This is a genomic window from Sutcliffiella horikoshii, from assembly GCF_021991925.1.
GTDB classification, from domain to species: Bacteria; Bacillota; Bacilli; order Bacillales; family Bacillaceae_I; genus Sutcliffiella_A; species Sutcliffiella_A horikoshii_F.
The window spans coordinates 80,683-101,459 of sequence record NZ_RXZI01000009.1 but is presented as its reverse complement, the minus strand read 5'-3'; the positions used below and the strand labels follow the sequence as shown (position 1 = coordinate 101,459).

General features: G+C 47.4%; 21 protein-coding genes, 1 riboswitch and 1 other annotated feature (1 of these 23 running past the window's edge). Of the genes, 20 read left to right on the top strand and 1 reads right to left on the bottom strand.

The features are described from left to right. Nucleotides 1–188: 188 nt before the first annotated feature. The 4 genes from EKQ44_RS18810 to gatB all read left to right on the top strand — a co-directional run bounded on the left by EKQ44_RS18810 (nt 189) and on the right by gatB (nt 4,707). Nucleotides 189–1,103 (top strand): branched-chain amino acid transaminase, encoded by a 915-nt coding sequence (locus tag EKQ44_RS18810; protein WP_237665093.1) that lies wholly within the window; start codon nt 189–191, stop codon nt 1,101–1,103. Between the two features lie 385 nt (nt 1,104–1,488). After that, on the top strand, nt 1,489–1,779 hold the full coding sequence (gene gatC, locus EKQ44_RS18805; RefSeq protein WP_237665092.1) for an Asp-tRNA(Asn)/Glu-tRNA(Gln) amidotransferase subunit GatC: 291 nt from the start codon (nt 1,489–1,491) through the stop codon (nt 1,777–1,779). A 23-nt stretch (nt 1,780–1,802) separates the two neighbouring features. Continuing rightward, on the top strand, nt 1,803–3,260 hold the full coding sequence (gatA, locus tag EKQ44_RS18800) for an Asp-tRNA(Asn)/Glu-tRNA(Gln) amidotransferase subunit GatA (RefSeq protein WP_237665091.1): 1,458 nt from the start codon (nt 1,803–1,805) through the stop codon (nt 3,258–3,260). 16 nt (nt 3,261–3,276) lie between these two features. Then, complete coding sequence (gene gatB, locus EKQ44_RS18795; protein WP_237665090.1) at nt 3,277–4,707, top strand: Asp-tRNA(Asn)/Glu-tRNA(Gln) amidotransferase subunit GatB; 1,431 nt, start codon at nt 3,277–3,279, stop codon at nt 4,705–4,707. A gap of 172 nt (nt 4,708–4,879) precedes the next feature. On the opposite strand, the gene EKQ44_RS18790 is transcribed toward gatB, so the two are convergent. Further along, nucleotides 4,880–5,785, bottom strand: coding sequence for a M15 family metallopeptidase (locus EKQ44_RS18790; RefSeq protein WP_237665089.1), 906 nt, complete (start codon nt 5,783–5,785; stop codon nt 4,880–4,882). A 232-nt stretch (nt 5,786–6,017) separates the two neighbouring features. On the opposite strand from EKQ44_RS18790, the gene EKQ44_RS18785 reads away from it, so the two are divergent. From EKQ44_RS18785 to EKQ44_RS18710, 16 genes are all read left to right on the top strand, one after another. Further along, nucleotides 6,018–6,557: a hypothetical protein gene (locus tag EKQ44_RS18785; RefSeq protein ID WP_237665088.1), complete on the top strand. Its 540-nt coding sequence runs from the start codon at nt 6,018–6,020 to the stop codon at nt 6,555–6,557. 12 nt (nt 6,558–6,569) lie between these two features. Continuing rightward, nucleotides 6,570–8,102 (top strand): flotillin family protein, encoded by a 1,533-nt coding sequence (locus EKQ44_RS18780; protein ID WP_237665087.1) that lies wholly within the window; start codon nt 6,570–6,572, stop codon nt 8,100–8,102. Nucleotides 8,103–8,381: 279 nt separating this feature from the next. Continuing rightward, nucleotides 8,382–9,302 (top strand): diacylglycerol kinase, encoded by a 921-nt coding sequence (locus EKQ44_RS18775; RefSeq protein ID WP_237665086.1) that lies wholly within the window; start codon nt 8,382–8,384, stop codon nt 9,300–9,302. A gap of 288 nt (nt 9,303–9,590) precedes the next feature. Beyond that, nucleotides 9,591–11,060, top strand: a complete 1,470-nt coding sequence (locus EKQ44_RS18770) for a glycoside hydrolase family 32 protein (protein ID WP_237665085.1) — start codon at nt 9,591–9,593, stop codon at nt 11,058–11,060. A 123-nt stretch (nt 11,061–11,183) separates the two neighbouring features. Next, nucleotides 11,184–11,645 carry a hypothetical protein gene (locus EKQ44_RS18765; protein WP_237665084.1) on the top strand — a complete coding sequence of 154 codons (462 nt, stop codon included), beginning with the start codon at nt 11,184–11,186 and terminating at the stop codon, nt 11,643–11,645. A 311-nt stretch (nt 11,646–11,956) separates the two neighbouring features. Beyond that, a riboswitch (SAM riboswitch) is annotated at nt 11,957–12,061 on the top strand. Nucleotides 12,062–12,178: 117 nt separating this feature from the next. Then, complete coding sequence (locus EKQ44_RS18760; protein ID WP_237665134.1) at nt 12,179–12,280, top strand: YezD family protein; 102 nt, start codon at nt 12,179–12,181, stop codon at nt 12,278–12,280. 292 nt (nt 12,281–12,572) lie between these two features. After that, nucleotides 12,573–13,289: a phosphoadenylyl-sulfate reductase gene (locus tag EKQ44_RS18755; RefSeq protein WP_237665083.1), complete on the top strand. Its 717-nt coding sequence runs from the start codon at nt 12,573–12,575 to the stop codon at nt 13,287–13,289. A 30-nt stretch (nt 13,290–13,319) separates the two neighbouring features. After that, a complete protein-coding gene (locus EKQ44_RS18750) occupies nt 13,320–14,399 on the top strand; it encodes an inorganic phosphate transporter (protein WP_237665082.1) in 1,080 nt (359 codons plus the stop codon). 15 nt (nt 14,400–14,414) lie between these two features. Further along, nucleotides 14,415–14,681, top strand: coding sequence for a hypothetical protein (locus tag EKQ44_RS18745; protein ID WP_237665081.1), 267 nt, complete (start codon nt 14,415–14,417; stop codon nt 14,679–14,681). 98 nt (nt 14,682–14,779) lie between these two features. Continuing rightward, complete coding sequence (gene sat, locus EKQ44_RS18740) at nt 14,780–15,931, top strand: sulfate adenylyltransferase (RefSeq protein WP_237665080.1); 1,152 nt, start codon at nt 14,780–14,782, stop codon at nt 15,929–15,931. A 15-nt stretch (nt 15,932–15,946) separates the two neighbouring features. After that, nucleotides 15,947–16,549, top strand: a complete 603-nt coding sequence (cysC, locus tag EKQ44_RS18735; protein WP_237665079.1) for an adenylyl-sulfate kinase — start codon at nt 15,947–15,949, stop codon at nt 16,547–16,549. A 15-nt stretch (nt 16,550–16,564) separates the two neighbouring features. After that, a complete protein-coding gene (locus EKQ44_RS18730; RefSeq protein ID WP_237665078.1) occupies nt 16,565–18,196 on the top strand; it encodes a nitrite/sulfite reductase in 1,632 nt (543 codons plus the stop codon). After that, entirely contained in the window at nt 18,180–18,398 is a 219-nt protein-coding gene (locus tag EKQ44_RS18725) for a DUF3906 family protein (RefSeq protein ID WP_237665077.1), read from the top strand. Before EKQ44_RS18730 ends, EKQ44_RS18725 begins: the two co-directional genes overlap by 17 nt. Nucleotides 18,399–18,401: 3 nt before the next feature. Beyond that, nucleotides 18,402–19,178, top strand: coding sequence for a uroporphyrinogen-III C-methyltransferase (gene cobA / locus EKQ44_RS18720; RefSeq protein WP_237665076.1), 777 nt, complete (start codon nt 18,402–18,404; stop codon nt 19,176–19,178). Nucleotides 19,179–19,193: 15 nt separating this feature from the next. Continuing rightward, nucleotides 19,194–19,958, top strand: coding sequence for a sirohydrochlorin chelatase (locus EKQ44_RS18715; RefSeq protein WP_237665075.1), 765 nt, complete (start codon nt 19,194–19,196; stop codon nt 19,956–19,958). Next, complete coding sequence (locus EKQ44_RS18710) at nt 19,939–20,562, top strand: precorrin-2 dehydrogenase/sirohydrochlorin ferrochelatase family protein (protein ID WP_237665074.1); 624 nt, start codon at nt 19,939–19,941, stop codon at nt 20,560–20,562. Before EKQ44_RS18715 ends, EKQ44_RS18710 begins: the two co-directional genes overlap by 20 nt. Before the next feature lie 144 nt (nt 20,563–20,706). After that, nucleotides 20,707–20,777: a binding site (T-box leader), on the top strand (it continues 132 nt past the right edge of the window).

Below are 20,777 nucleotides of genomic sequence, written 5' to 3'. Positions count from 1 at the left end.
AAGCACTGTACCCCTTGATATAATGGGCGTACTTCCCACTTGACAATTAATTAAAGTAAAACTATTCAAAATTTTCAGACGTGTAATATCTTTGTAATAGGGTTGATATTTTTAAGACCATTTTCACTAGTGCGTGAAGATATTTTATCCATAAATCCAGAAAAATATTTCAGATTTGCGATGGGGGAATGATGATGGAGTACATCTATTTCAATGGGAGATTCGTACCTGAAGGAGAAGCGAAAATCAGTGTGAAAAATAAGACTTTCAATTATGGCCTTGGAGCGATCGAGGGAATACGTGGGTACTGGAATGAGGAGCAACAGGAATTATTTCTGTTTCGGTTGGAAGATCATTATAAACGGCTGCTTAATTCGTGCAAGGTTTTGTTTATCGCTATCCCATATACGGTGAAGGAACTTTGTGAAATAACAGTGGAATTGATGAAGATCAACAAGGTGAAAAGAGATATCTCCATTCGCCCCATTGCCTTTATCAACCTTCCATCCCTGCGACCGGACCTCTTTGAAACAGAATATGGCTTGACCATTTTTATAGAGGAAACTTCCTATGTTGTAAAGCCAGCGGTGAATGCGCTGATTTCGTCTTGGCTGAGGATTGAAAATAGCACGATCCCACCGACCGTCAAGAGCATCGGTGGTTATCTTAACTCCGCTCTCGCTTATTCTCAAGCAGTTGCAGAAGGATCGGATGAAGCCATTTTTGTGACGAGGGAAGGGAATATCAGTGAGGCGAGTACAAATAATCTCTTTATGATGAAGAAAGGGGAGCTGTTCACTCCGCCACTGGCGGACAACATTTTGGAGGGAATCACAAGGGATACCATCATGAAAATCGCCGAAAAGGATTATTCTCTAAACGTTCATGAAATGAGCATCGCCAGGTCCGAACTTTATTTTGCCGAGGAGATTTTTTTGACTGGCACCGCCGTAGAAGTACTACCCGTGATTAGTGTGGATAAAAGAAAGATCGGTACAGGCGAGGCAGGCCCCATCACTACGCAGCTCCAGCGAGCATACCTGCAGATTGTAATGGGGAAGAATGCGAAATACAGAGAGTTTCTGACACCGGTTTACGGATAATCATTAGGGTGCTTGGGAGATGACAGGGAACTTCCGGCGGATATCATGAAATTATGAGATATATCATGAATTTTGGGTGGGATATCATGAAATTTTGAGATATATCATGAATTTTGGGGAGGATATCATGAAATTTTAAGATATATCAGGAAATCGACTAGGTCCCCCTTTAATCGACACAAAGGGGGGACAGATCCCTTTTAGCGCTTTAACGTAGAGAGGGTCAGACCCCTTTTAGCACTTTAACGCACTGAGGGTCAGACCCCCTTTATCCAACTAAAGAAAATTTCACCCACCAATATCCCGTCAGGATTGCTTGTGGGGGTTAAAGTTTAGTATGATAGGGGTATTGTGCAAGTTCGAATTTTTGTGGAGGTGAAAGAGGATGTCACGTATTTCAGAGGATCAGGTGAAGCATGTGGCGCATTTGGCCCGTCTTGCGATCAGTGAGGACGAGGTGGTTATGTTCACAAGTCAATTGGATGCCATTATTTCATTTGCGGAGAAGCTGAATGAATTGGATACAGAAGAAGTTCAACCGACTTCTCATGTTCTATATATGAAGAATGTCATGAGGGAGGATGTTGCGAAAGAAGGCCTGCCGGTGGACGAAGTATTGAAGAATGCGCCGGACCACAAGAATGGCCAGATTCGCGTACCAAGCATTATTGAATAGGAAGAAGTAAGGAGGGAACCCCCATGTCATTGTTTGATAAAAAGCTATCGGAATTACATAGCCTTTTACATAAAAAAGAAATCAGTGTCTCAGACCTAGTTGATACATCCTATAAACGAATCAACGAAGTCGATGACAAAGTACAAGCATTCCTCACACTTGATGAGGAGAATGCCCGTAAATATGCAAAAGTGCTCGACGAAGCGCTTGGACTTGAAAAAGATCACGGCCTATTATTCGGCCTTCCAATCGGAGTAAAGGATAACATTGTCACAAAAGGAATCCGCACAACGGCTGCGAGCAAAATCCTGGGTGACTTCGACCCGATCTACAATGCAACCGTTGTAGAAAAACTTAACCAAGCAGAGTCCGTAACAATCGGGAAAATTAACATGGATGAGTTTGCGATGGGCTCCTCCAACGAAAACTCCGCATTTGCAGCAACGAGAAATCCATGGGACTTGGACCGTGTACCAGGTGGATCCAGCGGAGGGTCTGCAGCAGCAGTCGCAGCTGGGGAAGTATTTTTCTCCTTGGGTTCTGATACAGGTGGATCCATCCGCCAACCTGCAGCATTTTGCGGTGTCGTCGGATTGAAACCTACATATGGCCGTGTCTCCCGTTACGGGTTGATCGCCTTTGCATCATCCCTTGATCAAATCGGGCCGATCACGCGCACTGTAGAGGATAATGCTTATCTTTTACAAGCAATCTCTGGAATCGACCCAATGGATTCCACATCGGCAAACGCTGATGTACCAGATTTCCTATCCAGCCTGACTGGTGATATTAAAGGCTTAAAGATTGGTGTGCCAAAAGAATACCTAGCGGAAGGTGTAAGCGAAGAGGTTCGCCAATCTGTCATGGATGCATTGAAAGTTCTCGAAGGCCTCGGTGCGACATGGGAAGAAGTTTCCCTGCCACACTCCCAATATGCGCTGGCAACTTACTATCTACTGTCCTCATCCGAAGCATCCGCAAACCTTGCCCGTTTTGACGGCGTTCGTTACGGCTACCGTACGGACAATGCGAAGAACCTTCTTGACATGTACAAGCAGACACGCAGTGAAGGTTTTGGTCCTGAGGTGAAGCGCCGTATCATGCTAGGAACCTACGCACTGAGCGCAGGCCACTATGATGCTTATTATGTAAAAGCACAAAAAGTGCGTACGCTCATCAAGCAGGATTTTGAAGATGTATTTGAAAAATATGACGTGATCATCGGGCCTACTACACCGACACCGGCATTTAAAGTTGGTGAAAACACGAAGGATCCGTTAACGATGTATGCAAACGACATCCTGACCATCCCAGTCAACCTTGCAGGCGTACCAGGAATCTCTGTACCGGCTGGTTTTGTCGACGGATTACCGGTCGGCTTACAAATCATTGGGAACCATTTTGATGAAAGCACCATTTACCGCGTTGCGCATGCGTTCGAGCAGGCAACCGACCATCATAAACAAAAACCACAACTGTAAGGGGTGAGAAACTGACATGAACTATGAAACGATTATTGGACTCGAGGTACACGTCGAGTTAAAAACAAAATCAAAAATCTTTTCGGCTAGTCCGAACGAATTCGGTGCAGAACCGAACTCCAACACAAGCGTCGTGGAACTCGGTTATCCGGGAACACTGCCTGTACTGAACAAACAGGCGGTCGAATATGCGATGAAGGCCGCGATGGCGCTAAACTGCGAAGTTGCGACCGATACCAAATTTGACCGCAAAAACTATTTCTATCCGGACAATCCGAAGGCATACCAGATCTCTCAGCATGACAAACCAATTGGGGAAAACGGCTGGATCGATATCGAAGTAAACGGCGAAAAGAAACGCATCGGTATCACGCGCCTTCACCTGGAAGAGGATGCAGGAAAATTGATGCATACAGGCGACGGCTACTCCCTTGTCGACTACAACCGACAGGGAACACCGCTTGTGGAGATCGTATCTGAACCCGATATCCGCACACCAGAAGAGGCATATGCCTACCTGGAAAAATTGAAATCCATCATTCAATATACAGGCGTTTCCGATTGTAAAATGGAAGAGGGTTCCTTGCGCTGTGATGCGAACATCTCCCTGCGTCCAGTCGGCCAGGAGAAATTCGGGACGAAAACAGAACTGAAAAACCTGAACAGCTTCAACTTTGTCCAAAAAGGATTGGAATATGAAGTGATTCGCCAAGAGCAGGTTCTTTCATCTGGAGGAGTCATCGAGCAGGAAACACGCCGTTATGACGAGTCGACAAAAGAAACCATCCTGATGCGTGTAAAAGAGGGATCCGACGATTACCGTTACTTCCCGGAACCAGATCTTGTAGCACTTCACATCGATGATGACTGGAAAGAGCGCGTGCGTGCAGACATCCCGACACTTCCGGACGAGCGCAAAAAGCGCTACGTGGAAGAGCTAGGCTTGCCAGCATACGACGCCCAAGTTCTTACCATTACAAAAGAAATGTCCGATTTCTTTGATGGGACAGTAGAAGCGGGAGCTGACGCTAAGCTTGCTTCTAACTGGCTGATGGGCGAGGTTTCAGCTTATCTGAACGCCGAAAACAAAGAACTCCATGATACCGCGCTGACTCCTGAAGGACTTGCCGGCATGATCAAACTTCTTAAAGACGGCACCATTTCATCAAAAATTGCCAAGAAAGTCTTCAAAGAACTGATCGAAAACGGCGGCGACGCAGAGAAAATCGTCAAAGAAAAAGGCCTTGTCCAAATCTCGGACGAAGGCACCCTTCGTAAAATGGTCGGCGAAACATTGGATGCAAATCCTAAATCCGTCCAGGACTACAAAGAAGGAACAGAACGCGCCATCGGCTTCCTTGTCGGCCAGATCATGAAAGCCTCCAAAGGCCAGGCCAACCCACAAATGGTGAACAAGATTTTGATTGAGGAAATTAAGAAGCGATAAGTGTAAGTAGGGAAGGCAGGGCCCCGTATGTTCATAACGGGGTTCTGCTTTTTTGAATGGGTGGGGTGGTGTCGATTTGTGTCGAATAGCGGTTATTTACTCTGACTTCGCGGATAAAATGAAAATTTCGCGGATAACCCGCCCCACTTCTGACATATCACACGGCAAACACCTAAAACTCCCTCACATCCCCAAAATACTCCTCCAATGTGATCCCTTTCGCATAAATCTCCCCAGCGATCTCCACTCCCACATACCTAAAGTGCCATGGCTCGAACGCATATCCCGTGATATTGGTCTTCCCTTTCGGATAGCGCAAAATAAAGCCATAATGATGAGCGTTCTCAGAAAGCCACTTGCCCTCAGCAGTACCCTCAAATGCCTCCACTAATTCAAGTCCCACACTCTTCGCGGTAATGTCCATGGCAAGCCCCGTTTGATGCTCGCTCGTCCCTGGCAGGGCTACATAAAGAACAGCCTTCTCATATCCGAATGTAGCAACCTCATTTTTAAAAATGGAAGCTTGTGTCTCATACGAACGGAAACCGGAACGTGCGTAAAGCTCAATGCCCTCCCCCTTGGCGACCTGGAACATGACCTCAAGCGACTCGGCAGCTTCCGCCCGCAGTTTCGAACGGTCGCTGTTTTCATCCCCAAAGGAAAATGGCACATTCGGCTTGATCAAGTCCCCAGGGCGGTACCCCTCTGGAAGCGACCAGAATTTATTGACCATGACATTCATCGCGCCAGGGTTGGCAACGACAGGAATCGCTTCGGGCTCCACCGATTCCGCCGGCTCTGCAGGCTCGTCCGTATCAGTCGGCTCCTCAGGTTGCCCCTCCTCGTTCGCAGACTCTTCCGGCTCGTCCTCCGCGGAAGTAATCTCCGTACCCGCGTCCTCTGCTTTATTAAAAAATTCATTCCAATCCATATCGTAATCCGTCATTTGTGGTACTGCCGTTTTATTGGCATGCGCACTACCAACCAATGCCCCATCTTCCTCTAATAAACGATCAAAGCTCGTACAACCTGCCAAAAGGCTCAGGCTCACACCGCAAATTAATCCTTTTTTTATCATAAGTGATAGTTTTCCCCTTTAGTTTGGTTTATGATGAAATAGGTAGATTTATGTAAATTCCTACTATTATTTTACACCTATCTCCATTCAAGAAAAAGGTAGAAAAATAGAAATGTTTTTTGAAACCTTTAGGAGATTTGACCCGTATATAATAGCGGAAGGAAATTTTGGATAGGGATCAGGATTCCAAAGGTGATTGCCTTCAATACAACAGGAAAGGAAACGATGGCTTATGACGATGTTTGGATTGGATATGATGACGCTCTACTTTTGGTGCCTCATCATCTTTGGCGGTTTGACGCTGATCTATGTTTTATTATCTGATGTGGTGGACGGGATATTTGACGTGTTACCTATTGATCCAGCTCTTATCTTTTCATTCTTTACCGTGTTTGGAGCAACAGGCTATCTGGTTGAAAAATATTCGCCGCTATCAGGATTGCTGGTGTTGGCCATTGCCACCGTCCTTGCACTTCTATTAGTCATTTTGCTTCACATCTTTGTGTTTGTACCAATCAAGTCCGCCGATTCCTCCCTCGGCTATACGGACGATGACTTAAAAGGAAAGCTTGCACGAGTCATCATCTCTGTTCCGAAAGATGGGTTTGGGGAAGTGGTACTGAGCATTGGGGGAAGCACCGTTTCACGATCTGCACAGAGCTTTGAAAACGAGGAAATTCCTTATGATACGGAAGTCCTGATCATCGACGTCCAAACCGGAGTGGTCTCTGTCACTCCATACGAAAAGGTATTAGAAAACTATAATAAATAGGGGGAAGAGAAGATGGAAATGCTTATTATCATTGGTGCCGTCGTTGCACTGATCTTCGTTCTGATCGTCGTGTTCGTAGCACGCTACAAAACAGTTGGTCCAGACGAAGCGTTAATCATCACAGGTAGCTACCTTGGTGGCAAAAATGTCCACACAGACGAAGCTGGCAACAAAATTAAGATTGTAAGAGGTGGCGGTGCATTCATCGTGCCGGTATTCCAACAATCTGAGCCATTAAGCTTGCTATCTATTAAACTAGATGTAAAAACGCCGGAAGTTTACACAGAGCAAGGTGTACCGGTTATGGCGGACGGAACGGCGATCATCAAGATCGGTAACTCGATTGGCGACATCGCTACAGCTGCCGAGCAATTTTTAGGAAAAAGAAAAGAGGACTTAGAAAACGAAGCACGTGAAGTACTAGAAGGTCACCTTCGTTCCATCCTAGGTTCCATGACAGTAGAAGAAATCTATAAAAATCGTGAAAAATTCTCTCAAGAAGTACAACGTGTTGCATCACAGGATTTAGCGAAAATGGGATTGATCATCGTATCCTTCACAATCCGTGACATCCGCGACAGCAACGGATACTTAGAGTCCCTGGGTAAACCACGTATCGCGCAAGTAAAGCGTGACGCTGACATTGCAACGGCAGAAGCGGACAAAGAAACACGTATCAAGCGTGCGGAAGCGGCAAAAGACGCACAACGAGCTGAGCTTGAGCGTGCGACGGAGATCGCAGAAGCGGAAAAAACCAACCAAATGAAGGTTGCCGAGTACCGCCGCGAGCAAGACATCGCGAAAGCCCGTGCCGACCAAGCGTACCACCTAGAGGAAGCACGTGCGAAGCAGGAAGTAACCGAGCAGCAAATGCAGATCCAAATCATCGAGCGTCAAAAGCAAATCGAGCTTGAAGAAAAAGAGATCCTGCGTCGTGAGCGTCAATATGACTCCGAAGTCAAGAAAAAAGCCGATGCAGATCGATATTCTGTGGAGCAGGCTGCAGCAGCCGACAAAGCAAAACAAATGGCAGAAGCGGATGCAAACAAATACCGCATCGAAGCAATGGCAAAGGCGGAAGCGGAAAAAGTACGTATCGACGGTCTTGCGATTGCCGATGCACAAAGAGCGCAAGGGGAATCCGAAGCAGAAGTTATCCGCCTGAAAGGTCTTGCAGAAGCGGAAGCGAAAGAGAAGATCGCAGAAGCATTCGAACAGTTCGGTCAAGCGGCTATCCTAGACATGATCATCAAAATGCTTCCTGAATACGCGAAGCAAGTTGCAGCTCCACTTGGAAACATCGACAAGATCACGGTTGTCGACACTGGTGGAAACGGCGAAAACAGCGGCGCCAACAAGGTGACTGGCTATGCAACAAACCTGATGTCCACTCTACAGGAATCCCTGAAGGCATCTTCCGGGATTGATGTAAAAGAGCTGATTGAGAACTTCTCAGGTAAAGCGAACGTGCGTCACAGCATTGACAGCTTGACGAGTGAAATCGCTACAAGCAAAAAGAGCGAAGAGAAGAAGACAGAAGAATAATCATGAGCTTTTTGCCCCCATCTGCAGCTGCTGCTTCCGAGAAGTAGTGATGCGGGTGGGGGTTTTGTTTTCAGGGGGATGCCAAACGCATTTCTCGAAATTTTCATTTTAATTGCATATAGCACACCGAATAGGCTAATATGTTATCAGTAGTGGGTTACAGGTTCCCTACTTAGTGGTATGGGTGAATATAACTATCTTAACAGACAACATAAAGAGCAGGACAAGACATAGATATAAAAGAGGGCTTAGTTAAATATAATTTTAGGATGATGGAAAATGAAACGAGCTAGGGTGATTTATAACCCAACCTCTGGGCGTGAGTTATTCAAAAAGCACTTGCCAGAAGTGTTGGTAAGATTAGAAAAGGCTGGTTATGAGACATCCTGCCATGCAACAACAGGACATGGAGATGCAACCGAGGCAGCGAAGCTTGCTGTGGAGCGCCGTTATGACCTGGTTGTGGCAGCTGGTGGAGACGGTACGATCAACGAGGTGGTCAACGGGCTTGCCGAACAAGCGTACCGCCCGCAGCTTGGTGTGATACCAGTCGGGACAACCAATGACTTTGCTAGAGCACTGGACCTTCCACGCGATGATATTTTAGGTTGTGTCGATGTCATTGCAACAGGGGTTCCGATGCCTGTTGATATTGGAAAAGCGAATGACCAGTACTTCATGAACATTGCCGGTGGCGGGAAAATGACCGAGCTATCCTATGAAGTACCAATTAAAATGAAAACGATGCTGGGACAGCTTGCCTACTACCTAAAAGGAATCGAGATGCTTCCTTCCATCCGTCCAACCAACGTAACGATCGAATACGACGGGAAAATTTTCGAAGGCGAAATCATGCTTTTCCTCGTATCACTTTCCAATTCGGTTGGCGGGTTCGAGAAACTTGCGCCTGACTCCTGCATGAATGACGGCATGTTTGACATGATCATCCTTAAAAAGGCCAACATCGCCGACTTTATCCGCATCGCCTCCTTGGCACTTCGCGGCGAACATGTGAAGGACCCGCTTGTCATCTACACCAAAGCCAATCGGGTAAAAGTGAACACGCAAGAAAAAATGCAACTTAACCTAGACGGAGAATACGGTGGACTGCTTCCGGGCGAGTTCGTTAATCTCTACCGTCATATAGATGTAATTGTAGCGGAAAAGCGTAAAGAAATCGAAATGGCTAAATGCCAATAGAAGTAAGCAGCGGTGCTCATAGCCGCTGCTTATTTAATTGGCTCTGATAAACACCGCTGTTGATTTCCGCACTAGGCTTCGCTTTCCTAGGAGCGTTTGTGGAGCCTCCTCGGCTTGCGCCTGCCGCGGGGTCTCCCCTAAACGCTATCTCCCTCAGGAGACTCCGCCTATTGCTTCAATCAACAGCTAGGTTGCTGCAAGAGTCATCCGTATACATTAATTTAAATCCATGGAAAGTTTCGTAAGTCACCCAATTCCTCTATAATGCAAGTAAAGGAGGATGAGGGCATGGACAACCACAATCAAGCACTTCAAAAAGCAAATCAATCCATACATAATGCAAAAGAAAGAGTAAAAGAACATCATTGGAGAGAGAGGTATCATGTCGAAGCTCCGGCATATTGGATCAATGATCCCAATGGTTTTTCCTTTTTTAACGGAGAATATCATCTTTTCTATCAGCACCACCCATATGATTCCACCTGGGGGCCGATGCACTGGGGACATGTGAAAAGCAGGGATCTGGCAACTTGGGAACACCTTCCGATCGCGCTGGCACCAAGTGAGGATTATGATAGGGATGGCTGTTTTTCAGGTAGTGCCTTTAAAAAGGATGGGAAACTATATTTAATGTACACAGGCAATGTCTGGACAGGGCCAGATCACGAATCTCAATTAAAGCAGGTCCAAGCCATTGCGGTCAGTGAAGATGGGATCCATTTTACTAAAATAGAAAATAACCCCGTGATTACGAAGGCTCCGGAAGAAGGAGATATCCATCCCTTTCATTTCCGTGACCCAAAAGTTTGGCAACACGATGATTCCTATTATTGCGTTTTGGGCTCCCGCACCAAAGACCATATCGGCCAAGTGCTCCTTTATAAATCGCAAGATCTAGTTGAGTGGGAGTTTGTTTCTGTTATGGCAAAAGGAGAAGGGAATTTCGGGTATATGTGGGAGTGTCCGGACTTTTTTGAACTGGAGGGGCAAGGCGTGCTGGTCATGTCACCTCAAGGGTTAAAGCCTGAAGGACATAAGTACCAAAACCTGCATCAGGCAGGCTACATTCTTGGCAGCCTTAACTATGAAACAGGGAAGCTTTCGCAGGGGTCCTTTGAAATGTTGGACCATGGCTTTGACTTCTACGCACCGCAAACGACCATCGATGAGAAGGGTCGACGGATTGCCATTGCTTGGATGAACATGTGGGAAAGCAAGATGCCGGAGCAGGAAGTCGACTGGGCAGGGGCGATGACAATTCCAAGAGAATTGAAGCTAAAGGACGGAAAAATCATTTCAAGTCCTGTAGAGGAATTAAAGAGCCTGAGGAAAAATGAAATCAGTTATACGAATCTACTGGTGGAGGGGGAAACCAGCTTTCCTGACGTAAGTGGTACTAGCTTGGAGCTGGAACTAGAAATTCACTCCCAACAGGCGACACGTTTCGGTTTGAAACTCAGAAAAAGTGAGACAGAAGAAACCGTCATCACTTACGATGTGAAGGAACAAATGATCACATTGGATCGGGAAAAAAGTGGACAAGGCCCAGGAGGAGTTCGCCAAGCACCGCTTGCTCTAGTGGAAAAAGTTTTGAAACTGCAGGTTTATCTTGATTCCAGTTCTATCGAGGTGTTCATTAATGGTGGAGAGAAAGTCATGACAGCGCGTATTTATCCTTCCGAACAAGCCCAGGCTATCAGCTTTTTTGCCGATGATCAGGTTACCATCACTTCTTTAAAAAAGTGGGAAATTAGATAAGTAGAAAATGGTGCCAGACCCCAAACATGGGATTCTAGCACCATTTTTATTTTCCTATAACGTAGACAAGGAAAAATATGTTAAGGTTTAAGAAGAAAGTACAGGGTGTAAGGGGGAAGTTGCGTGAAGAAATTAGGGGCTTTATTCTGTTTGTTATTCCTGTTGACGGCTTGCAGTATAGAAACACAAAAGGAAGCAGACCCAGTAATGGATATTACGTCCCTCTCGCTTGGGATGGGGGAAAATGAGTATGGGACGGTTCAGTATGTCCGCTACTCGATGATCCTAACATATAGTGATGATTTGAAAATAAATGAAAAAACGTTGGAACCCCTACTTGCCGGTTGGATCGAGGAGCGTATGCTCGACCATGAAATCGAGTTGGCGGATGAGATCGGGAACGGCCAGCTCAAGCTGGAAGGAAAAGTGACGTTTGATTCTAACGGCCTGACCAAACGTGATATCATCACCTTTGAAAAAATAGAGGAAACCATCCAAGGAGTTATGTTTGAAACAAAAGCTGGAAAGATGTATCAGGCCGTGTTGGTGAAAGATGGAACGAAGCTTAAAAAGATCGGGGATTGAACGGAGTAGGCTAGGACCAACTTCCTGAATTTAAAAAAATCTAAAAAAACAGTCAATTACATTGTTGACAATTCATATAAGTATGGTAGGATTAATTTTATTAAAAAGCTCTTTTCTCAAAGATTGTGGCTAGTCACGAGTAAAAAGTCGGCAATTGGACTTTTTACCGCTTGAAAAAATTTAGCTTGTGCATGCAAGATAAAATGGATAGCCAGGAAAAGAGCACAACAGCAAGGAACATAACGGTTTGTGAATACTTGCGAAAAAGAACAAAAATGCGAAAAGATCCTAATAAAAAACAAATGAAAAGACGCTTATCTAGAGCGGCTGAGGGACTGGCCCGTTGAAGCCCGGCAACCTGCTAACAGCAAGGTGCCAATTCCAGCAGAATGGATACCCATTTTGGAAGATAAGGTGCAGGATACATACGATGCGCCTTTCCATAATGGAAGAGGCGTTTTTTATTTGGGGAAACGGAGGCGAGCCAACTGGCACAATCGGAATGGGAAGATGTTGTAACCCACTTGGAAAGGATGCTGCAATCAATCAAATTTGGATCGATCACCCTTGTCGTACAGGATGGAAAAGTCATTCAGATAGAAAAAAATGAGAAGGTTCGCCTTCAGAAAAAGTAAATATTGCCAGAATACAGTTGGTGATTGGAGCAAAGGGCGAAGACTCCTTCGGGAGGTAGCGCTTAGTGGAGACCCGCAGGCTTGCCGAGGAGGCTCCACAAGCGCCCCGAGGAAAACATAGCCCGTTGCGTAAATCACCAACGTGTTTATTGAAATTTTAAAAATCAAATAAGCGCTGACCAGACAAACTGGAGGCGGTCTTTTTACATGATGCTTAGCTAGCTCAATGCAAGCAAGCACACATGTAAAGGGGCTGCCTTTTTTCATTGGTAAAGAAAGGAGCAACAAGAAGATGAACGAGAAAATAACGTATGAAAGCTGGAAGGAGATATTAGCAGACTTTGAGGTGAATGATCCTTCAAAAGGCGCAAAAGCCGTCTTGGAATGGGCGTATCAGACCTATTCATCAGATGAAATCATCTATGCCTCAAGCTTTGGTGCCGAGGCGGTCGTCCTAATTGATCTAATCCAGGAAGTAAAACCAGATGCCCATATTGTGTTTTTAGATACAGATCTGCATTTTCCGGAAACCTATCAGGTCATCGAACAGATAGAAAAAAAGTTCCCGGACTTGCAAATCGAAAAGAAGAAGCCAGCGCTAACCTTGGAAGAACAAGCATCGGCGCATGGCACGGCCCTTTGGAAAAGAGATCCCGGCCTCTGCTGCCAGAAACGCAAGGTCGAACCACTAAAAGAAGCGCTCACGCCAAGGAAGGCATGGATATCCGGTCTCAGAAGGGAGCAGTCACCAACCCGGGCCAACACAAACTTCCTGAATCGTGATGATAAATTCAAAAACTTGAAGATCTGTCCGCTCATCCATTGGACGTGGGAGGATGTGTGGAACCATATTCGTGTAAAAGGCCTGCCTTACAACGAGCTCCATGACCAAGGATATCCAAGCATCGGCTGCTTTCCCTGTACACAGGCAGTCGGAACGCCGGGGGACTCCCGCGCTGGCCGTTGGGCTGGGAGTGGCAAGACGGAGTGCGGACTGCATACAAACTAAGGTTGTCTGGGAAGTGAAGGAGGAAAAAGCATGTTAATTATGATGGCCGTCATCGTTGGTCTATTTTTCGCCATGAATATAGGGGCAAGCGGTGCGGCGGCATCCATGGGGATTGCCTATGGATCAGGAGTTATCAAAAGAAATCTGGCCTTGGTGCTGTGCGGCATTGCGGTGTTCTTTGGGGCATGGCTTGGCGGGGGCGAGGTCGTCAAGACGATGGGAAGCGGGATTGTGCCGCAAAGCACCTTTACCGTTGCCATTGCACTGATTGTGATTGCCTCTGCGGCTCTATCCTTATTTTTAGCAAATATTTTCGGCATCCCACTTTCCACTAGTGAAGTGACGGTGGGTTCAGTCGTCGGTGCCGGAATTGTCTATCAATCTGTGTTTGTCGGAAAGCTCGCCTGGATTGTTTCGTTCTGGCTATTGACTCCGGTTATCGCATTTCTGCTCGCAATCGGGGCCACCTGGGTGCTGAAACATAGAGTGATAGATCGGTGGGTAAAATCATCGCGTGCCGTTCCGATACTGTCGGTGCTTGTCGTGGTGATGGGGGTGTTTGAGGCATTCTCGGCCGGGATGAACAATGTTGCTAATGCGGTGGGACCGCTTGTAGGGGCGGGTATTATGAGCACCGGGCAAGGAATTCTCTGGGGAGGATTGTTTGTTGCACTTGGCGCGCTGTTGCTCGGTCAACGCGTCATGGAAACGAATGGAAAGAAGATAACGAAGCTTCGGTTGGAGGAAGGGTGCGTGATTTCAGGGACTGGAGCCGGGATCGTAACGGTGGCTTCGGTGTTTGGCATCCCGGTTCCGCTGACACAAATCACCACCTCATCGATTATCGGCATCGGCTTTGTGAAGCAAGGTCGTTCCGTTTTGAAAAAGGACATCGTCGTACAGCTGCTCGTTGTGTGGGTGGTGTCACCAGTGTTATCGATGGTGCTTTCCTACACGTTGATCCAACTATTGATCGAGCAGAATGTGTATCCGGTGATTGCGATGATCGGGGTGTTGGTATCGGTCTTCGGGGTGAAGTTTTTGATGCAGCGGTCGGGAGTAGGATCGGGTTCTGGTGCGGCGGTGGCGTCGACGGGGAGTAAGGAGTGAGGGGTGTTTTTTTGCATGATGGAGGTGAGTGGCGTGGGGCCGAGTGGGGCGAGTGGAGCCGAGAGACGAGATGAAGGACAAATGTCCGAAGTTTTGGCAAAGTTGACCGAAGATTTCCTGAAATTGTCCAAAGTTTTGGCAAAGTTGACCGAAGATTTTCCAAAAGTGTCCAAACCAATTTTTCAAATGTCCGAACCCCCATGTGAAATTGACCGAACCAATCAATTAGTTGACCGAATGGCATCCAACAATACGACTATTTTGTCCGAACAGGCACAATAATTGTCCGAACGATTTTAAACAGACAAAAAACACAAGATTCCTAACTTAATTTTATATAAAAAACCAAAATCCATTCAGAAAAGAGAGGGAAACAAACAATGACTCTACCAAAACCACATGGCGGCACACTTGTGCAGGCCTACCAACCAAACTATGACACATCAAACCTAACAAAAGAAATCCAAATCGATGCGATCGCACTAAGTGACCTGGAACTCATTGGAGTCGGGCTCTTCAGTCCGCTAACTGGATTCCTCACCAAATCCGACTACGAATCGGTCGTTGATAACCTGCGACTAGCAAACGGCACCATATGGTCGGTCCCGGTAACACTTCCAGTCACAAAGGAAGTGGCAGCCCCCTTGAAACAAGGAGAAACCTACAAGCTGACTCACCAAAACACCACCTACGGAGTCATCACCATCTCCGAGTGGTATGAACCGGACCTCCAAAAAGAGGCCCGCGAAGTCTACAAGACCGAAGAACTCGCACACCCAGGGGTCAAGCGGTTATTCGAAAGGGGAGACATTTACGTCGCGGGGGAAGTCAAGCTAACCAAAAAACCAAGCAAAGGCGTGGCCCAGGATGTCTGGCTCGAGCCAAAAGAAACCCGTGAACTTTTCCAACAAAAAGGCTGGAAAACGGTCGTCGGATTCCAAACGAGAAATCCTGTCCACCGCGCTCATGAATACATCCAGAAAGCGGCACTTGAAACAGTTGATGGACTATTCCTTAACCCGCTTGTCGGCGAGACAAAATCAGATGACATTCCGGCAGATGTCCGCCTTAAAAGTTACCGCGTGCTATTAGAAAATTACTATCCGACAGACCGCGTCCAGCTTGCTATTTACCCAGCTGCCATGCGCTATGCCGGACCAAGGGAGGCAATCTTCCACGCCATCGCGAGAAAGAACTTCGGCTGCACCCATTTTATTGTCGGGCGGGATCATGCGGGGGTTGGCGACTATTACGGCACCTATGACGCGCAGCATATTTTCCATCAGTTTACAGAAGAGGAGCTTGGCATCAAGCCATTGTTTTTCGAGCATAGCTTTTATTGCAATAAATGCGAGGGCATGGCCTCAGATAAAACGTGCCCGCATCCGAAGGAAGACAGGGTTATTTTATCAGGAACGAAGGTGAGGGAGCTGCTGAGAGCAGGGGAGCTGCCGCCGCCCACCTTCAGCCGAAAAGAGGTCATCGAAGTCCTGATCGACGGACTACAACAACAGAAATCAGCTGCCGTATAAGGAGGAAGCATAAAAATGAGTTCAAAAGCAACCAACATCACTTGGCACGAACAGACTATATCCAAAGAGGAGCGCCGTGCACAGAACGGACATGGCAGCTGTGTCCTCTGGTTCACCGGACTCTCGGGATCTGGTAAATCAACTATCGCAAACGCAGTCTCCACGGAACTATACCGCCAAAGTATTAACGAGTATGTACTGGATGGCGACAATGTCCGCCATGGACTCAACAAGGACCTCGGATTTTCAGAGGCGGATCGCAATGAAAACATCCGGCGCATTGGCGAAGTGGCAAAACTTTTCGTAGACAGCGGAAAAATTGTCACCACCGCATTCATCTCGCCCTTCCAAACAGACAGGGATCAGGTCAGGGCGCTGTTTGAGGAGGGGGAGTTCATTGAAGTGTTCGTGGACTGTCCGTTGGAGGAATGTGAAAAAAGAGATCCGAAACAATTATACGCGAAGGCGAGACGCGGGGAGATCAAGGACTTCACCGGCATTGATTCTCCGTACGAGGAGCCGTCCCAAGCGGAACTCACGATACATTCCAACAAGCTGACGGTGGAGGAAGCCGTCCGTACGATACTCCAATACTTAAGAGATTCAAAAATCATTTAAAAGGGGGAAACGCACATGGCATATGTAAAACACTGGGCCGACAACGAAAAGCTCAACAAGACAGAGAAAGCAAAACTGGAGAAGGATGGCCTCCGGATCCTTGATGACATCCCGCAATACGCCAAGGATGGATTCGATTCCATCCCTAAGGATCAGTGGGATTTGTTCAAGTGGGCGGGGCTTTATCTGCAACGACCGAAAGAGGACGGCTACTTTATGATGCGGGTCAATGTTCCGTCCGGCATCCTCACAAAGCTGCAGGTGGAAGCACTCGCAGGCATCGCGCGCGATTACGGCCGTGGCGTATTTGACATCACCACAAGGCAGGCGATCCAGTTTCACTGGTTGGAAATCGAACAGATTCCGGATATCTTCAATCGCCTTGAAGCAGTGGGGCTATCGAGTGCGGGCGCGTGCGGAGACATCACCCGTACCATTGTGGGCAATCCGATTGCGGGCTTAGATCCTGACGAGCTTTTTGACACAACGGCGATTGTAAAAGAGGTCTATGATTTCTTCCAGAAGAATGAGGACTTCTCCAACCTGCCGCGAAAATACAAGATGTCCATCAGCGCTAATACGAAGAATGCATCCAATGCGGAAATCAACTGTGTTTCTTTTACACCGGCGACAAAAACGATTGACGGCACGACAAAAAGTGGATTTCATCTGAAAGTCGGCGGCGGGCTTTCCTCCAGGCCGTTCCTTGCTGAGACCATCGATGTCTTTGTGGAACCAGAGAGAACGCTTGAAGTCGCCATTGCCGTCACGACCATCTTCCGTGATTTCGGCTACCGGGAAAAGCGTCACCTCGCACGCCTTAAGTTTTTGATTGCCGATTGGGGGCCGGAGAAATTCAAGGAGAAGCTACTGGAGTATACGGGCCCGCTACCTTCCAAAGGCGAAGAGCCGAAAGAGGAGTGGAATGCTGGTTACTTTTACGGCATCCATGACCAAAAGCAGGAGGGATTGAAGTTCCTAGGTTTCAACGTACCGGTCGGACGCTTGGATTCGGAAGAAGTTTTCGAGCTTGCGAGAATTTCAGGAAAGTACGGAAACGGCGAGATCAGAACCTGTAACTCTCAGAATCTCATCATCCCGAACATTCCAACTGAAAATGTGGAAGCACTCTTGAAAGAAGCGATTTTTGAACGCATTTCCATCAATCCGAACTCCTTCCTCGGCCATGCGGTTTCCTGCACAGGGATTGAATACTGCAACCTGGCCTTGGTGGAGACGAAGGAACGCATGCGACTAATTGCGGAGGAACTTGATCAGCGAATAAGTCTGGATGTCCCGATCCGCACCCATATGGTCGGCTGCCCAAATTCATGCGGTCAGCGTCAAATTGCCGACATCGGGTTGCAGGGGATGAAGATGCGTAATGAGCAAAAAGAGATGGTCGAAGCCTATGAGATCTATGTGGGCGGAACCTTGAATAAAGGCGGTAAGTTCAATGAAAAACTGAAGGGGAAAGTGGCGGCAGAGGAATTGACGGATGTCCTCGAAGAGCTATTAATCTACTTCCGTGATCAGAAAACAAAAGGCGAATCCTTCTTCGATTTTGTAGGTCGCGTGGGAGTTTCCACCTTGCAAGGCGTGCTAGATACTATTTTAGGAAAAGAAACCGATGGCGTATCTGTATAGATTTGATGTAACCATAGAAGCCAAGGAAGTTGTATCCGTCATATTTGCTGAAAATGATGAAGCGGCTTTTGAACATCTTGATGTGGAGCTTGAGAAGTTTTATCTGAAGGAGCCCGCAGTAAAAGAAGTTATTTTACGAGAGAAAAAGCGTCTCGGGAAAAAGAGTGGTTATATATTAGATCCAGAAGAGAAAGGGTGGTAGCGCATGAAGGGAAAAGTATATTTGGTGGGAGCGGGTCCCGGGGATCCCGAATTGATTACAGTGAAGGGGTTGCGCCTACTCGAACAGGCGGATGTCATCCTTTATGATCGCTTGGTGAATCCGGACCTACTAAACTATGCAAAAAAGGATGCGCAGCTCGTTTACTGCGGAAAGTTGCCACACTACCACACAATGAAACAAGAGACGATCAATCACTTTCTCGTAAAATATGCGAAAAAAGGCTACCAGGTCGTGCGCTTGAAAGGAGGCGATCCGTTTGTGTTCGGACGTGGCGGCGAGGAGGCGGAGGAGTGTTCACGGCAGGATGTCCCTTTTGAAGTCATACCGGGAATTACCGCTGGGATCGGAGCGGCTGCCTACGCCGGCATCCCAGTCACCCACAGGACCTTGAGCAAAAGTTTCGCCTTCGTCACCGGACACCAGGCAGGCGACAAGGAGGCGGAGCATCAATGGGCAAATCTTGCACATGCGGTGGATACGATCTGTGTGTACATGGGTGTTTCCCAGCTGCCAAATATACTCAAGCGCCTTCAGGAGAACGGTAAGTCAGCGAAAACACCGATTGCACTTGTACACTGGGGAACGCTTAATGAACAGCGGACCGTCGTTGGCACGCTTGCAAACATCGAGCGAAAGGTGAAGGATGCCAACATCTCCAATCCAAGCATGATCGTGATTGGGGAAGTGGTGAAACTCCATGAGAAGCTGCACTGGTTTGAAGAGGAGGTCGTGCCCCACTTGCCTGTGGTACACGGATAGAAGGGAGGGGGTTTTGTGAGAAGAGCCATTTTATATGTGGGGCATGGAACGCGGTCGAAAAAAGGTGCGGAGGAAGCGAAGGTTTTTTTGGAGCGAGTCATTGCTAGAGTCGATGTACCAATTCAGGAAATCAGTTTTCTGGAACTGACGGAGCCATATATTCCGGAAGGGTTTGAACGTTGTGTGGCTAAAGGGGCAACAGAGATCACCGTCGTCCCCATTTTTCTTTTGACGGCTGGACATATAAAAGAGGACATTCCGGAAGCGCTAGCCCCACTGCGTTTGAAATATCCTGATGTAAGAGTGGATGTGGCCCCTGCTTTTGGTGTGCAGGAGCGAATTGTGGATGCGGTCAGTGAATTGGTGAGTGCGGCTGTTGGGAGGGTGGATGCTGCAGATTCTGTTTTGGTGGTGGGCAGGGGAAGTAGTGACCCCGCTATCCATGAGGCTTTTGCAGAAATGAAAGCGGGGCTCGGCAAACGTCTTGGGGTTTCCCGTGTGGATGTCTGTTTTTTAGCTGCCACCACGCCATTATTCGCTGAGGGGATAGAATCAATTAGTTCCGAGGCTACTGGCCGGGTGCTGGTTGTGCCGTATCTGCTGTTTGCCGGGTTGCTATTAAGCGAAGTGGAAAGGGAGGTCCGCAAGAGGAAACGTGCAGGACAGGATATTCGGTTAATAGAGCCGTTAAGTCGGCACGGGGTGATCCAGGATATTGTCGTGGAGCGGGCTTCTGTTTCAGGAAAGGAGGAGGTGAGAGATGCAGCCGTTAATCATTGATTTAAAAGGGAAGAAAGTAGTCATTGCAGGCGGCGGGAGGATAGCGGCACGCAAGGCAAAGGTGTTGGATGCGGAGCAGGCGGATATCACGTTTATCGCACCGGAATTTTCCGAGGAAGTAAGGGAACTGTCGGCGTTGAGAGGCTACCGGTTGGTGGAGCGTGGAGCTAAGGCAGGGGATTTTAGGGATGCCTTTCTTGCTATCCTCGCTACGAATAACAGGAATGTGAATTCGGAACTTGTCGGTCGACTGCATCCATCACAGCTCGTATGTGTGGTAGATGAGTCAGGGGAAGGAAATGTCACCTTCCCGGCAACCGTCAGGCGCGGAAACTTGCAGATCGCAGTGACCTCCAACGGTTCCAGCCCTAAACTGACCCGTAAGTTGAAAAGGGAACTAGAGGAACAGTTCGATTTTTCATGGATTTCTTATACGGAGTTTCTGGCGGAATATCGGGAGGTGGTGAAGCGGCTGCCGTTGTCTTTTGAGGAGAAGGGGGAGCTGTTGTGGGAGATATTGGAGGATAGGTACCGGTTGGAGGAAGAGGTTCGGGGGGAGAAACTGGGGGAATTGTTGCGGTTGAAGGAAAGATTCATATCATAAGTAGTTGGTGAAAAGGCGCTCGTACTTGTCGGATTGTACGGGTGTTTTTTTTGTATGGATGAAGTTTAAAAATCAATAAACAAACTAATACTAGTAAAATAATAGATTGACAAATTTTCCAACAAACCTATATAATCTTCTCAATATCAAACGTAGAAGAGGACCAGTAAAATGATTTTGTCTATCCAAGAGAGGGTGCCGAGTGGTGAGAGGCA